Origin of the sequence: Thermocatellispora tengchongensis, assembly GCF_014202315.1 — a bacterium.
GTDB classification, from domain to species: domain Bacteria; phylum Actinomycetota; class Actinomycetes; order Streptosporangiales; family Streptosporangiaceae; genus Thermocatellispora; species Thermocatellispora tengchongensis.
This window is the reverse complement of the sequence record NZ_JACHGN010000008.1, coordinates 57,530-72,446: the sequence shown is the minus strand read 5'-3', so window position 1 is coordinate 72,446 and position 14,917 is coordinate 57,530. Positions and strand designations below refer to the sequence as shown.

Sequence of the window (14,917 nt, the reverse complement as noted above, 5' to 3'; positions counted from 1 at the left end):
AGGTGGGTCATGAACGCCGACATCGAGGCGATCGAGCGGGTCGTGCGCGACGCCGAGGAACTACAGAACGACGTGGACGGCTTCACCGGGCTGCTGACCGAGAACGTGTCCCTGGTCAACTTCACCGGCATCCGGCTGCAGGGCCGCGAGCAGGTACGCCAGGTCATGGCCAAGGCGCTGGAGACCCCGCTGAAGGACGTCCTCACCAGGAACGAACTGCTCGATGTCACGTTCCTGCGCCCGGACGTGGCCCTGGCCACCCTGGTCAAGCACGTCAACGACGGCCGCGAGGGGGCGCTGACGTTCGTGCTGGTGAAGGACGAGGGCACCTGGCGGATCGCGCTCGCCCAGACGACCCCGATCGTGCGCTCGTGAGCGGGACGTGAATGGAACGTGAACGGAACGTGAACGGGGTGCCCGTCGGTGAGTCTTTGTCGGCGGGTCTTTGTCGGCGGGTCTTTGTCGGCGGGTTCTTGTCGGCGGGGCCTCGTCAGCGGGGCCTTGCGGGCGGGCCCTTGTCAGCGGGCCCTTGTCAGCGGGCCCCTGTGGGCGGGGGCCTCGTCAGCGGGGCCTTGTCGTGCGGCGTGGGGGTGCGGTGGGTGGGCGACGCCGTAGGGGCCGGGCCGGCACGTGAGGAGAGTCACGGCCGGCGTGCCGGACCCTGGCACGCCGGGCCGTGCACGTGCCGGCCCGTAGCTCGTCGGACGGCCGCCGGAGGACCCGCCCGACGGCCCGTCAGGTGTGGTTGCCGTCGGGGCCGTAGATGTCCCAGAGGTTGCCGGCGAAGAAGCGGGCGAAGCGCTCCAGGGCCGCGAGGCCGCCGGGGCCCTCGGTGCGGAAGGACAGGAGCTGGCGGACGAAGTCGCCCAGCTCGATGTTGAGGGTGCCGGCGCCGACGATGGGGGCGTGGTCGTCGTCGCGCTCGGCGACGTGGCCGTCGAGGACGCGGAAGTACAGGGTGGTGGTCGCGGGCCAGATGTCGGTGGGCGGGCCGTGGAAGACGTTCTTCCAGCCGGAGAGCGTGCGGGGCAGGTCCGCGCCGTCGCGGAAGTACAGGCGGTACCTCATCAGACGGCGGTCCGGCGCGCCGCCGGGCGCGAACAGGTTGAACCAGCCCCGCTCGACCGGACGCCGGCCCCCGCACGCGTCGGCGTCGATCCAGCCCTCGGCTCGGGCGAGGTGCTCCTGGTCCTCAAGGAACCGGTCCACGTCGTCCACCGTGATGGTGAGACGGAAGGAGAACCGGTCGCCCAGGAGGCCGGGGTTGCGCACGCCCTCGCGGTAGAAGCCCTTCATCTCCTCGGTGAACGACAGCGACGTGCGATCGCGGTCGTCGCGGCGGCCCCCTCGGTCGCCGGACGGGCCGCGACCGCACATCGCGTCGCCCCCTCCCTTACCCGCCAGGCCGGCGGTGGCGCCCACCGGCCTGCTCCCCGCCGAGGCGCCCGCGTGCCGGCGGTCCAGCAGCCGCGAGCACATCCGGTCGGCCATGGCCGCGATCGTGAGCGAGGGGTTGGTCCCGACCGGGCCGGGCATCGCCGCACCGTCGGCGACGTACAGCCCGGGGTATCCGAAGACCTCTCCGTACGGGTCGCACACGCCCTCGCCGGGATGCCGCCCGATCGGGGCCCCGCCCACCGGGTGGACGGTGATGATCCTCTTGCGGAACCAGGTGGGGTTGTCGGCGTACTCGGCGCCCAGTACGTCGGCGATGCGCTGCATGGTCTTGCGCAGCCGCTCGAAGTACGCCTCGCTGGTGGCGGTGGACCACTCGACGTCGAGCCGGCCGTCGCGCAGGCGCAGCATGCCGTCGGCGACGTCGCGGCCCATGCCGAGCAGGGGCAGCGAGCTGACCGAGAGCTTGCCCTCGCCGATCAGCTCCGACAGCTCCCGCGACAGGTTGGTGTCGGGCGCGGTCTCGAAGAAGGCGAGGAAGCGCTCGAACAGGAACCGGGCGGCCCGGGAGACCGCGCCGCCGACGTCGGCGCCCTCGACCCACCAGTCGACGAACGCCGGGTATCCGCCGTCCTCGATGTAGGCGCCGCGCCCGGCGCCGGGCACCCCGTCGAGCTCGTCGGGCAGCCGGATCGCGCTGGTGATGACCGGCCCGCGGCTGGCGTCGAGCGGGCGGACCCGGCCCCGGTCGGTGGCCCGGGTCAGGAAGGTGAGCAGGTCGCCGTTGCCGCAGAAGCGGGTGCCGAGCGCGCCGCTCAGCCCCGGGAACGCGGCGCGGTTGCGCAGCAGCAGGTAGGCGGTGCCGTAGGTGCCCGCGGCGAGCACCAGGCGCTCGCACCCGATCGTGCGCACCGGGCCCATGCCCGCCGCGGCCCGCTCCTCGCGGCCCTCGCCCCCCTCGCCCGCCTCGGGGGCGTACACGACGTAGTCGACCTCGTAGCCGCCGCGCGGGCGCGGGCGAATCGCCCGGACCTCGTGCAGGGTGCGCACGTCGGCGCCGTGGTGGACGGCGGCGGACAGGTAGGTGTGGTCCAGGCTGTTCTTGGCGCCGTCGTTGCAGCCGATGTCGCACTCGCCGCACAACCGGCAGGTGAGCCGGCGGGCGTCGCCGTGCAGGCTGCCGTAGGCGGGCGTGGTGATCGGCACGCCGATCGCCGGCTCGGCCCCGGGCTCGGGCGCGAAGCTGACCGCGAGCGGCGGCAGCCGCCACTCCAGGCCCAGCTCGGCCGCGGCGTCCTGCATCGCGTGGGTCTTCTCGGTGCCGGCGTAGGCGGGCAGGTGGAACGGGTAGGGCGTGGCGCCCATCATCCGCTCGACCTCGTCGTAGTGCGGGTCGAGGTCGGCCCGGGTGACCGGCCAGTTCTCGTAGCCGCCGCCGGGCAGCGGGTGCTCGCGCACGAACCAGCGCTCGTCCTTGCGCAGCAGCACGTTGGCGTAGATCAGCGACCCGCCGCCCAGGCCGCTGGCCACCACCGAGTCGAACGCGCGGAACCCCCACACGTCGAACATGCCGTACAGGCCCGCGGCCGGATCCCAGAAGGCCCGGCTCATCTGGGCCGGGGTGCGCGCGAAGTCGCCCGGCGCGTACGCCCGCCCGCGTTCGAGCACCACGACCGACAGCCCCGCCTCGGCGAGCCGGTACGCCGCGACCGACCCGCCGAAGCCCGACCCCACGACCACCGCGTCCACGTGCTCGGATCCGGCGCCGCGCCCCTGTGCCGCCGCCGCCATCTCAGCCCGCCTGACGCTTGAGGAAGTCGATGATCAGCGGGTAGACGTCCGCGTGGGCGTTCTTGCCGATGATCGGGTCGATGTGCCCGTACGCGGGCAGGACCTGCAGCTCGTGCCGCCCCGGCGCGGCCTTCTCCAGCAGCCGGTGCATGACGATGTTGGAGTCGGTGAAGACCCGGTTGCGGTCGCCGGTGAGCAGCAGGATCGGGGTGTCCACGCCGCGCGCCCTGGAGAGGTAGTCGTCGGGCAGGGCGGCGTGGCGCGGGTCGCCGGGGTCGCGCCTCACCGCGCGCCCTGCGGCGACCATCTTGCGGATGTGCCGGTAGTAGTGCACACCCGAGGCGCCGTTGAGGTCGGCCAGCCGCTCGTGGGTGTGGGTCTCGCGGGCGAGGTTGGCGTGGACGTACATCGCCGGGCGCCCGCTGCCCCACATGAAGCTCTGCATGTGGCAGGCGGGCTCGCGGCACTCGGGGTGGAACAGCGAGACCGCGCGCGCGAACAGCCACCTGCGGGTGAGCGGCGGCGCGTGGTGGAACCGCGGGTCGATGTAGGGCAGGCCCATGAGGTACTCGAACACGGTGGCGCCGAAGGCCAGCTTCAGCCGGGACCAGCGCGGCACCCGCGGGGTGAGCGCCACGCTGTTGCAGACCAGGCTGGCGATCGGGCCGGTGGTGCCCGCGAACAGCGCCATGGTGAACGACAGCGAGCCCAGGCAGTGGGCGATGACGTGGATGCGCCGATCCGCGCCGACGTGCCGCCGGATCTCGGCCAGCGCGGCCGGGTGGTCGTAGAGGGCGATGTCGTCGAGGCTGTCGTCGCGGGTCTCGACGTCGTAGGGGAAGTGGCTGCTCATGCGGAAGTCGAGCGCCCACACGTCGCCGAAGCCGTTGTCGAGCAGGAACGAGGCCATGTTGCGGATCTCGGGCATCACGAAGATGTCGCTGGAGGAGGTCAGCCCGTGGACGAGCAGCACGACGTCGCCGTCGTGGCCGTCGCGGCGGAAGCGGGTCAGCTTCAGCCCCAGCTCGTCCTCGGTGGAGAACGGATGCACCGAGACGTCGGCGTCCTTGACGCCCTCCAGCGTGAAGCGGGGTATGCGGTGCTCCATGTCGTCTCCTCCGGCGATCCGAACGCCCCCACGATGCACGCCCACCCCGGTATGTGGGCATCGTGGAAAACCCGTATTTCCTGAGACCGGAAAACCACGGGCGGGGTTCGGGAGCCGGGTGCCCCAGATCGAGGGTCACCGCGATCTCCGCCGCGGTCAACCCCTCGTTCGGCTCCGGTTCACGGGCGGTTGTGCAGGGCGTTGGCCACGCCCACCCGCGATGTGACCGTGAGCTTGGCGAACACCTTGGACAGGTGGGTCTCGACCGTGCGGACGCTGAGGAACAGCTTCTCGGCGATCTGCTGGTTGGTCAGGCCCTGGGCGACCAGCTCGGCGATCTCCATCTCGCGCGGCGACAGGCCGTACGGCAGGCTCTCGCGCCCCTGCGGGCCGGGCACCGGGCCGGGCACCCGCACGCCGAGGCGGCGCTGCTCGCGTACGGTCTGGGCGTGCAGGTTGCGCGCGCCGCAGCGGGCGAACAGCTCGGCCGCCCGGCGCAGCCGGTCGCGGCCCGCGGTCCGCCGGCCCGCCTCGCCGTGCGCGATCCCGGCCAGCAGCAGGGCGCGCCCCTCGTCGATGCGCCGCTCGCCCGCCAGCAGCGCGGCGGCCTCGTCGGCCAGCGCCGCGGCGGCGGCCGGGTCGGACGGCCTGGCGGCGTGGGCGCGGGCCAGCCGGCCGATGCCGTCGAAGGTGGGCAGGTCGGGACGCGACAGGCCGTGCACCCTCGCGGCCCAGTCGGCGGCCTCGCCGACGTGACCGAGCGCGGCCTCGGCCTGGGCCAGCGCCTCGCAGCACGACAGCAGGGTGCCGCGGTCCAGGCGCGGCTTGGCCCCGAGCTCGCCGCACGCCTCGCGCACGGCCGCGGCGCCCTCGGCGTACCGGCCAGCGTTGATCAGCGCCACTCCCCTGGCGTAGCGGGCCATCGCGCCCCACACCTCGCCGCCGCCGACCCCGGCCGTCACCGCCTCGTCGCCCGCGCGCAGCGCGGCCTCGTCGTCGCCGGACCAGCTGGCGGCCAGGCACTGCTGGGTGAGCCCGAACACGAGCTGCTGGCCGCTGCCGAGCAGCCGCGCGGCCTCCACCGACTCCTCGGCCACGGCCCGCGCGTCGGCCAGGCGGCCGATCAGGGTGAAGGTCTTGGCCTGCCCGGCCAGCAGGTTGGCCAGGATGTACGCCTGGCCGGTGGCGCGGGCCACCGACACCGCGCGCTCGAAGTGGCGCACGGCCCCGGCGAAGCGGCCCATGCTGGTCTGGGTCCAGCACAGCCAGGCGATGGCGTCGAGCCATTCGGCCAGGTGCTCGTCGGGCGAGGAGGTGACCAGCCTGTCGGCCTCGTCCATGTGGCGCATGGCGTCGGCCATGCGCCCGTCGGCGTAGGCCGGCATCGCGCGCAGCGCGGCCACCGCCATGGACAGCCCGGGTTCCCAGTCCTCCCCCGAGTCGGGCATGAGGTCCAGCACGGCCTGCGCGGCGCGGAAGTCGACCCGCATCAGGCTCTCGGCGATCAGCCGCATGCGCAGCGGCACCGCGGCGGCGGCGCGCGGGTCGGGCATCTGGCGCAGCTCGTCCAGCAGCAGCGCGCGGGCCTCGTGCGGGCGGTCAAGCTGGCGCTCCATCAGCGCGCACAGACGGGCGGCGCGGGCGCGGCGGGTGTAGTCGTCCTGGGGCAGCAGGCGCAGCAGCTCGCGCGCGGTGTCGCGGCCGTCGGCCAGGCCGCCGCTGACGCTCTGCACCCGGGCCAGCTCCAGCAGCAGCTCCAGGCGGTCCTGCCCGGCCTCGTCGCCAGTGGTGGGCAGCAGGCGCAGCGCGGCCTGGAGCCAGTGGGCGGCGCTGGCCGGGGCCCGTACGGACACCGCGCGGGCCGCCTCGACCAGGGTGGCCACCGCGTCGCGGTCGCCGTACCTGCCGGAACGCTCCACGTGGTGCGCGCGGGCGGGCGCGGGCGCGCCGAGCGCCTGGAGGTGGTCGGCCAGGCGGGCGTGGGCCGCGTAGCGCCAGCCGGGGGCCGCCGACCCGTACGCGGCGCGGCGTACGAGGGGGTGGCGGAACCGGAACCGGCCGGGCGTGGCCTGGCGCACCAGGTCGCGCGCGACCATCTCGTTCAGCGCGCCCAGCACCACGTCCTCGGGCACCTCCGCGGCCACCGCCACCGCGGCCGGCTCGAACTCGTCGGCCGTCACCGCCGCGGCCCTGGCCACCAGCAGCGCATCCGGCGACAGCCCGCGCAGCTCGCCGTCGAGCGCGGCCAGCACGGCGGGCGGCAGCTCGCCCTTGCCGGCCTCGTCCACCGCCGGGGGCTCGCCCATGCGGGCCAGGGCCTCCAGGTAGAACGGGTTGCCGCCGCTGGCCTCGTACAGGCGGCGCCGCATCGGGGCGCTCACCTGCGGCCCGAGCAGCTCGTCGCTCTCGGCCCGGGTCAGCGGCCCGACCGGCACCTGTACGCCGTTGGCGGCGATGCCCGCCAGGCGCGGCCCGGCCTGGGCGGGGCGGTAGGCGACGGCGAGCAGCACGCGCCCGCGCGGCGGGTGGCGTACCAGGTGGTCCAGCAGCTCGATCGAGGTGTCGTCGGCCCAGTGCACGTCGTCGAGGATCAGCGCCAGCCCGGACGGCGCGGCCAGCTCCTCCAGCAGCAGCCGCACCGCGCGGTAGAGACGGTAGCGGACCAGCCCGGTGGCGTCGGCGGTCCCCGCGCCGGCGCCCTCGGCGGGCACCCGGGCGGCCAGGGAGGGGAACGCGGCGGCCAGCAGCCGCATGGTCGCGGGCGGCACCCGCCCGGCCAGCTCGGCGCCGGACTCGTCCAGGTGGTCGTCCAGGGCGTCGATCAGCGGGCTGAGCGGGAGCTCCTGCTCGAACTCGGCGGCCCGCCCGGTCCAGGCCCGCATCCCCCTGTCCTGCGCGAGCCGGAACAGCTCGGCGAGCAGCCGGGACTTGCCCACACCGGGGTCGCCGGCGACGGCGACGAACCCGAACCCTGCGGCGGAGGACGCCTCGACGGCCTGCTCGAAGGCCCGCAACGCGTCCTTCCGCCCGATCAGGGCGGTACTGACGCGTGGAGACATGGGGGGTGCGCCCTTCCCACCGAGGACCGACCGGAACCGATGAACATGATTGCGCGTCCGGCGGGATTCGTCAGCCGGTGCGGCGAGGTCGCTTGCCGTTCTCCCGCGCACGGCTATATTTAATGGATATAAAGTCGGTAATGCAGGTTTTTATGGGGAGGACGCCCGATGCCCCTACCCGACTTCCTGGTCATCGGCGCGCCGAAAGCCGGCACGACCGCGCTGCACGCCGCGCTGGCGCGGCACCCCCGCCTGCACATGTCGGCGGTCAAGGAGCCGAAGTTCTTCCTCACCGACGGGCCGCCGCCGACCGGCGGCGGGCCGGGCGACGCGCGTACGTACCGGGAGCACGTCTGGCGCCGCGAGGACTACCTGGCGCTGTTCGAGGGCGCGCCGCCCGGCGCCCTGTGCGGCGAGTCCACCCCCTTCTACCTGTACGACCGCGCGGCGCAGCGCCGCATCCGGGCCGCCATCCCCGGCGCCAGGCTGATCGTGGTCCTGCGCGACCCGGTCGAGCGCGCCCACTCCAACTGGACCCACCTGTGGTCGGCCGGCCTGGAGCCGATCGGCGACGTGGTGCGCGCGTGCGCGGAGGAGCCGCGCAGGATCGCCGCCGGATGGGCCCCGTTCTGGCACTATCTGTCCCTCGGCCGGTACGGCGAGCAGCTTGAGCACCTGTACTCCCTGTTCCCGCGCGAGCAGGTGCTGGTGTTCCGCTACCGCGACCTGGTGGACACCCCCGCCCGCGCCCTGGACCGCATCTGCGCCTTCCTCGGCGTGGAGACCGGCGTCATCACCGAGGTGCCGCGCGAGAACGTCACCGCCCACCCCGACCCGTCGCTCACCCACCGCCTGCTCTCGCGCTCGCTGCGCGCCGCCGAGTCGATCCTGCCCCCGGGCCCGGCCAGGGCCTTCGCCGAGTCGGTCGAGGGCCGCCTGCAGCAGCGCGGCCGACCCCGCCGCCCCCTCACCTGGGAGCAGCGCCGCGCCCTCATCCCGGCCTTCGCCGACGACGTGGCCCTGCTCCAGCGCCTGACCGGCGAGGACTTCGGCGACTGGCTCCGGCCCCGCGAACGCTCCGGCGGCCTCGTCGGCACCCGCCCCACCGGCCAGCGCCAGGCCCGCAACGGCCGCCCCCGCGGGGCCTGAGACCCGCCCGGCGGGCCCCCTACGGCGCGGCCTCGCGCAGCTCGGTGCGCAGGTCGTGGGCGCCGTCGGGGCGGGTGTACTCGTAGTACAGCCGCCTGCGGCCGCCGGGGAGGTCCACGATGTCGAGGTAGCGCAGGCCGCCGCCGTGGTGCGGTGAGGACGCGGCGGGGGCGGCGCCGAAGGCGGCCAGGGCGGCCGGGTCGGCCCCGAAGGCCACGCCGGTGCGCTCCTCGTAGTTCTCGGCGGCGGTGGCGCGGCCGTCGTAGAAGGCGACGGTCTGGCCGTCGAGGAAGCGCACGGCCGAGACGCGCACGCCGCGCGCGTCCCAGCGGCCCGGACGGCCGGCGAGGGCGGTGCCGTGCCAGGTCCAGTCGAGACCGTCGTGGCTGGTGGCGTAGTCGGTGACCATCTGGTCGGCCTCGGCGGGGTCGGCCAGCGGGTGACAGGACGCCCACAGGTGCCACACGCCGTCACGCTGGACGATCACCGGGTCCTTCACGCCGGTCTTGGTGTCGCCGGGCAGCACGACCCGGCTGGTGCGCGGGTCGAAGGAGGCGGGGTCGGCGGCGTCGAGCGCCTCGACCCGCCAGTGCTTGGACCCGTGGGTGGCACAGCTCAGGTAGAGGCGCCAGCCGCCCTCGGGGGTGCGGACCAGGGTGGGACGCTCCAGCGACTCGGTGTTCATCCGCTCGCGTTCGATGACGGTCAGCGTCTCGAACCGCTCGCCGTCGGAGGACGCCGCGACGGCGACGGCGTAGCCGCGGCCCTCGCCCACCGGGCGGCGCAGCCGGTAGGCGAGATAGATCACGCCGTCGCTCGCGACCGCGCTCGGCGCGCCGGCCCAGTGGCCCTCGGCGGGCTCGGGCGGCTCGACGGCGACGGCCGAGCGGGCGGGATCGGGGATAAGCTCCACGACGCGAGGGTCGTTCTGTTGAGTCAGCACGGGTGCGAGGGTAGAGGGGTCCCCGGTCTCGCTCATGCGGATTCACCCAATCATGGTCGCGCCGGCACCGGCCCTTGCCGATGCCCACCATCAGCTTAACCCATTAAATCAGTAGGTTTGATTGGACATTGTCAGAGCAGGCCGGGATAGAGCAGGGCGAGCTGGGCCGGGTACGCCGCGATCAGGCGCAGCTCGTCGTCGGTGAGCGGGCGGCCGGTGCCGGCGTTGCAGAGCTGGACCAGCTTGAAGGTCAGCTCCTCGTCGGTCACCGTGACCCCGAGGCCGTCCATGACATGCCGGAAGCCGGCCATGCCACCGTACTCGCCGGTCAGCACCACCCGGCCCGGGGTCGCGTGGCGGTCGTCCGGGAACGGGCCGAGCAGGGCCTCGTCGTACAGCTCGTAGTTGCCGTGGTCCTTCAGCGCGCCGTCGGCGTGGATGCCGGACTCGTGCGCGAACGCGTTGCGGCCGACGCCGGGCTGGTTGTACGGCAGCGGCCGGCCGAACGCGTACGCCGCCCACAGCCCGAACCGGCGCGCCCAGGACAGGTCGAGCGGGTCGCCGATCTCCACGTCGAGGCCGAAGCCGTGCCGGAAGGCCAGGATCGTGGACAGCAGGTCGGCGTTGCCCGCCCGCTCCCCCACGCCGTTGACGCAGGTGTTGATCCAGGCGTCCTGGCCCGCGTCCAGGTCGCCGAGCGCGCCCGAGACCGAGTTGGCCACGGCCATGCACAGGTCGTTGTGGCAGTGCGTCTCGACCGGCATCGCCAGCTCGGCGGCGAGCTTGGCGAAGCGCTCCCTGATCCGCTCGGGCGTGTCGCCGCCGATCGTGTCGCAGTAGCGCACCCGGTCGGCGCCCGCCTCCTTGGCCGCGTGCCCGAACTCGGCCAGGAACCCGTCACCGGTGCGCGAGGCGTCCTCGGCGTTCACGCCCACGGTCTCGGCCCCGCCCGCCTTGGCCAGGCGCACCGCGGCGGTCATCTCGCGGATCACGGCGTCGCGGTCGAGCCTGCCCCGGAACTTGTTCTGGATCATGTAGTCGGAGGTGGAGATCGACAGGTTGTAGTGCCGTAGCCCCGACGGCAGCGCCTTCTCCACGTCACCGGGCACCGCCCGGCACCAGCCCGACAGCCGCAGCGCCCCGAACGCGCCCGCCTCGGCGAGCGCCACCTGCGCGCGCACGTACGGGGCCTCGTGGAACAGGAACGGGAACCCGATCTCCGACTGCGCCACGCCCAGCCGGCCGAGATAGGCGTTCACCATCGTCTTGCCGAACTTCGACAGCCCCAGCCGGGCCGTCTGCACGCCGTCGCGGTTGGTGACGTCGAGGAAGTGAATCCGTGGCATGCCCGCTCCTGCTCCTGGTCGCGTCGTCCGGTCTCGCTCCCAGATTGACACTCCTGATGCACATGTATCAATATTGATTAAAATCAATGTTGCTGGCTGGAGGAGCCGCGGTGACGGAGTGGATCGACGCCGCCGAGGCGGCGCGCAGGCTCGGCGTCAAGCCCGCCACCCTGTACGCGTACGTGAGCCGCGGCGTGCTGCGGCGGCGCCACGCCCCCGACCGGCGGGCCAGCCTGTTCGACGCCGCCGAGGTGGAGGTCCTGGCCCGCCGGGGCCGCCCCCGCCGCCCCGCCGCCGCGGCCGGCGAGCTTCCCATCGAGTCGCAGATCAGCGTCCTGGGCGAGGACCGGCCGTACTACCGCGGCCGCGACGCCCTCTCCCTGGCCGAGAGCCGGCGCTTCGAGGAGGTCGCCCGCTGGCTGTGGACGGGCACGGAGGACGAGCACCGCGCGCCGGGCGACGCGACCGCACCGAAGAAGGCCGGCGGAGAGGGCGGATGGCGGGCGGACACGGGGGCCGTCACGGCGGCCATGAGGGCGCAGGCGGCGCTGCCGGGACGGCTGCTGCCGCTGGAGCGGCTGCAGATCGCCACGGCCGTGCTCGCGGCCTCCGATCCGCTGCGGTTCACGCTCGACGCGCCCGCCGTGGCCGAGACCGGGCGCAGGCTGATCGGGGGGCTGGTCGACTCCCTGCCGGCGCCGCCGGGCGCGCCGCCCGCCCCCGGCGAGTCGGTCGGGGCGCGGCTGTGGCGTGCGCTGTGCCCGCGCCGCCCCACCCCAGGGCTGCTGCGCGCGCTGGAAGCCGCCCTGGTCCTGCTCGCCGAGCACGAGCTGGCCGCGTCCACACTGGCCGCGCGGGTGGCCGCCTCCGTACGCGCCGACCCGTACGCCGTGGTCTCCGCGGGCCTCGGCGTGCTGGGCGGACCCCTGCACGGCGGGGCCTCGCTCGGTGCCGAGCGGATGCTGCGCGAGAACGACCGGCCCGAGCTCGCCGCCGGCCCGATCGGCGACCGCCTGCGCCGCCACGAGCGCATCCCCGGCTTCGGCCACACGGTGTACAAGTCCGGCGACGGGCGCATGCGGCTGCTGTACGGCCTGGTCACCCGGGCCGTGTCGGAGGGCGAGGGCGACCCGCGGCGGGCGGAGGTGGCGGAGGCGGTGCTGGCGGAGTCGGCGGCGCGGCGGCTGCCCGAGCCCAACGTCGACTTCGCGCTGGCCACGCTGACCACGGTCGCGGGCATGGTGACCGGCGCGGGCGAGGCGATCTTCGCCGTCGCGCGGTCGGCCGGATGGCTGGCGCACGCGATGGAGGAGTACGCCCGCGGCGTGCCCCTGCGCCCCCGCGTGACCTACACCGGCCCGCCGCCTAGTTGAGGCTCGGGGTCGGCAGCGGGATGGCCGGGAACGGGTTGTCGGGCAGCAGGACCTGCCGTCCGGCCTGCTCGGGGTGCTCGGCCGCGTGCAGGTGCAGCAGCGCCGAGGCGATGCCCGCGGCCCCGACCATGTAGCCGGTGTCGGCGGTCACCTCCCACGGGCGCAGCCGCCGGTACGCCTGGTACCACCGGTAGCCGGCGCCGTCGCCCCCGGTGGCCCGGCCGATCAGGTTCTCGGCCAGGACCCGGGCGAAGTCGAGGTAGACGTCGCGGCCGGTCGCGGACCACATGCCGACGAACAGCTCCACCAGCCCGGCGGTGCCGCAGCACTGGCAGGCGACGTTCCAGAACCCCTCGGTCTGGCGGTGCGGCACACCGCTCTGCATGATGCCCAGCGCCAGCCGCTCGACCCACTCCAGGTCGGCCGCGGCGGCGCGCGCGGGCTCCTCGCCGATGCGGTGCAGCTCGTAGAACAGGCGGGCGACGCCCGCGGAGCCGGAGCAGAAGCCGAGGTAGTGCAGGGCCCGGCCCTGCGGGACGTGGTGGGGCACGAGCGCGCACCTGCCCGAGACCACGCTCACGGTACGCACGAAGTCGGCGCCGCGCCGGGCCGCCTCGAGGAAGGCGCGCTCACGGGTGACGCCGTACAGGCGGGCGAGCACGAACGCGGTGCCCGCGGTGCCGGACAGGAAACCGGGGGTGACCGCGTCGAGGGGCAGGTCGGCGCAGCCCTCCTCGCCGAAGCGGTGCCCGGGGACGACCAGCTCGGCGATCCTCTCCCCGGCCTCGACCGCGACCCGCTCGTACTCGGGGACGCCGAGCATGCCGGAGGCGTGCAGCAGGGCCAGCACGATGCCGCCGTCGCCGCGCAGCGCGGGATCGGAGGTCCAGCCGACGCCCCGCGTGCGCAGGGCGGCGTGCCCGGAGCCGCCGAAGCCGCGCAGGCGGCGCACGAGGCGGTCGGCGGCGGTGCGGGCGGCGTCCTCGAAGGCCGCCTCACCGGTCGCCCACCCGGCCTCGGCGAGCGCGAACATCACCCCGGCCGTGCCGTGGTACAGGGTCGGGTCGCCGCCGCCCCCGGCCACGGTCGCCGCCAGACGACGGGCTCCGGCGGCGGCGTCGGCGAGGTAGCTCTCGTCACCGGTGGCCGTGGCCAGCTCGATGAAGAACAGCACGATCCCCGCGGCCCCGGCGTAAATGGAGGCCGAGGCGTCCGGCAGCGCCGACCTCCCCTGGGCGTCGGGGTTGGGCCGCCACCACCTGCCCAGCTCGTCGTCCACGGCGGCGCCCCTGATCCAGCGCGCGGCCAGCACGGCGGCCTCCAGCGGGGTCTCCGCGTGCGGCCATGACGGGCGTTCCCGGTCCATGTCCCCTCCCGCTCGCCGCAATACCTACTTACAATGTAGGAAAACTGGGTTTGGCCGTCAACCGACCCCACCTCTCTCCCGCCAGCCTAGGCCGACCGGAACCCCAAGCCTATGGCGAACCCGCCACCCTGATCGCCCTTCACCGCCCCACAACCCGGAAATTTCCCACCCCGCCCCGGCCCATACGGGCCACGGCCCCGGCGATATGGCCGCGGCACGACACGCCGCCCACCAAGGCGACCGGGAGGCCCACTCCACCGCAGCGGAAGCCTCCCCGGCCCGCACCACCGGTGGCCGGCACGGGCCACGGGATGGGCTGGCGAGACCGGGAGGACCACGCCACCGCAGCGGAAGCCTCCCCAGCCCAGGCCAGGGGATGGGGTGGCGGAGGCCAGGGGGTGGAGAACGAGGTCAGGAGGCGGGGTGAGGCCATGAGGCGGAGGTCGGAGCGGGGAATGGAGGGCGAGGTCGGGGGCGAGATCGGGAGGCGGGCAGGGCCGAGGGTGACCGCGAGGACCAGCGTCTCGGGCGGGTCGGGGTGACGGGCAGGAGGACCGGTGACCGGCGCGAGCACCGGCGACCGGCGCGAGCACGGGCGACCGGCGCGAGCACGGGCGACCGGCGCGAGCACGGGCGACCCGCACGAGCACGGGCGACCCGCACGAGCACGGGCGACCCGCACGAGCACGGGCGACCAGCGCGAGGACCAGCGTCTCGGGCGGGTCGGGGTGACGGGCAGGAGGACCGGTGACCGGCGCGAGCACCGACGACCGGCGCGAGCACGGGCGACCCGCACGAGCACGGGCAACCCCGCACGAGCACGGGCAACCCCGCACGAGCACAGCCGCACAAGCACGGGCGACGCGCACGAGCACGGACAACAGGCACGAGCGCCCATGACCCGCACTGCGACCGGCGGACCACCGAGGACCTGCACGAACACCCGCCACCGGCGAGGTCATGCGTGGATGGCGGAAACAGCGGTGGCGGAAGGGAGCAGGGTGGCGGAGGAAGCACTAGTCGCGGAAGGGCGGGGAGGGAGAGCGGACCTTCGGAGGGTTGCCGGCGTGAGTCGGGTCACCGACTCCTCGCCGAGCGCGAGACCGGCCAGCGCTCCGGGGGGCGGCGACGCGGGGGACGCCGGGCCGATCGGTGGCGAAGGCGAACTTCCAGGCAAGCCGCGCCGATCGGGAGCGAAGACGAACTTCCGGCCGAGTCGAGCCAGTCGGAGGCGAAGACGAACATCCGGGCAAGCCGGGCCTGCCCGGAGCGAAGACGAACGTCCAGCCCGAGCCGACCCAGTCGGAGGCGAAGACGAACATCCGGCCGAGCCGGGCCGATCGGGAGCGAAGACGAACTGCCGGGCGAGCCGAGCCCACCCCGAGCG

General features: G+C 74.5%; 9 protein-coding genes. 3 read left to right on the top strand and 6 right to left on the bottom strand.

From position 1 onward, the window contains the following. Positions 1-9 precede the first annotated feature (9 nt). Positions 10-375 carry an SgcJ/EcaC family oxidoreductase gene (locus tag HNP84_RS19675; protein ID WP_185051226.1) on the top strand — a complete coding sequence of 122 codons (366 nt, stop codon included), beginning with the start codon at positions 10-12 and terminating at the stop codon, positions 373-375. Positions 376-735: 360 nt separating this feature from the next. Here the strand turns inward: HNP84_RS19675 and HNP84_RS19670 are convergent, their stop codons facing one another. From HNP84_RS19670 to HNP84_RS19660, 3 genes are all read right to left on the bottom strand, one after another. Then, on the bottom strand, positions 736-3,186 hold the full coding sequence (locus HNP84_RS19670) for an FAD-dependent oxidoreductase (RefSeq protein ID WP_185051225.1): 2,451 nt from the start codon (positions 3,184-3,186) through the stop codon (positions 736-738). Between the two features lies 1 nt (position 3,187). Then, a complete protein-coding gene (locus HNP84_RS19665) occupies positions 3,188-4,294 on the bottom strand; it encodes an alpha/beta hydrolase (protein WP_185051224.1) in 1,107 nt (368 codons plus the stop codon). Positions 4,295-4,473: 179 nt separating this feature from the next. Next, positions 4,474-7,353 carry a helix-turn-helix transcriptional regulator gene (locus HNP84_RS19660; protein WP_185051223.1) on the bottom strand — a complete coding sequence of 960 codons (2,880 nt, stop codon included), beginning with the start codon at positions 7,351-7,353 and terminating at the stop codon, positions 4,474-4,476. 168 nt (positions 7,354-7,521) lie between these two features. Here HNP84_RS19660 and HNP84_RS19655 point away from each other — a divergent pair, with 168 nt between their 5' ends. Further along, the gene (locus HNP84_RS19655; protein WP_185051222.1) at positions 7,522-8,502 is read left to right on the top strand and encodes a sulfotransferase family protein; all 981 of its coding nucleotides are present in this window, start codon (positions 7,522-7,524) and stop codon (positions 8,500-8,502) included. A gap of 19 nt (positions 8,503-8,521) precedes the next feature. Here HNP84_RS19655 and HNP84_RS19650 read toward each other — a convergent pair whose 3' ends face one another. Next, on the bottom strand, positions 8,522-9,415 hold the full coding sequence (locus tag HNP84_RS19650) for a hypothetical protein (RefSeq protein WP_185051221.1): 894 nt from the start codon (positions 9,413-9,415) through the stop codon (positions 8,522-8,524). A gap of 161 nt (positions 9,416-9,576) precedes the next feature. Next, positions 9,577-10,791, bottom strand: a complete 1,215-nt coding sequence (locus HNP84_RS19645) for a hydroxymethylglutaryl-CoA lyase-like TIM-barrel protein (protein WP_185051220.1) — start codon at positions 10,789-10,791, stop codon at positions 9,577-9,579. Between the two features lie 110 nt (positions 10,792-10,901). Here HNP84_RS19645 and HNP84_RS19640 point away from each other — a divergent pair, with 110 nt between their 5' ends. Next, positions 10,902-12,164 (top strand): citrate/2-methylcitrate synthase, encoded by a 1,263-nt coding sequence (locus tag HNP84_RS19640; protein WP_312925242.1) that lies wholly within the window; start codon positions 10,902-10,904, stop codon positions 12,162-12,164. Here the strand turns inward: HNP84_RS19640 and HNP84_RS19635 are convergent. Next, entirely contained in the window at positions 12,157-13,530 is a 1,374-nt protein-coding gene (locus HNP84_RS19635; RefSeq protein ID WP_185051218.1) for a lanthionine synthetase LanC family protein, read from the bottom strand. The two genes, HNP84_RS19640 and HNP84_RS19635, sit on opposite strands and share 8 nt — an antisense overlap. Between the last annotated feature and the right edge of the window lie 1,387 nt (positions 13,531-14,917).

Coding starts and splice junctions, on each gene's coding strand:
- HNP84_RS19670 (WP_185051225.1), bottom strand. CDS start 3,186: ATGGCGGCGGCGGCACAGGGGCGCGGCGCCGGATCCGAGCACGTGGAC.
- HNP84_RS19635 (WP_185051218.1), bottom strand. CDS start 13,530: ATGGACCGGGAACGCCCGTCATGGCCGCACGCGGAGACCCCGCTGGAG.
- HNP84_RS19660 (WP_185051223.1), bottom strand. CDS start 7,353: ATGTCTCCACGCGTCAGTACCGCCCTGATCGGGCGGAAGGACGCGTTG.
- HNP84_RS19665 (WP_185051224.1), bottom strand. CDS start 4,294: ATGGAGCACCGCATACCCCGCTTCACGCTGGAGGGCGTCAAGGACGCC.
- HNP84_RS19675 (WP_185051226.1), top strand. CDS start 10: ATGAACGCCGACATCGAGGCGATCGAGCGGGTCGTGCGCGACGCCGAG.
- HNP84_RS19645 (WP_185051220.1), bottom strand. CDS start 10,791: ATGCCACGGATTCACTTCCTCGACGTCACCAACCGCGACGGCGTGCAG.
- HNP84_RS19655 (WP_185051222.1), top strand. CDS start 7,522: ATGCCCCTACCCGACTTCCTGGTCATCGGCGCGCCGAAAGCCGGCACG.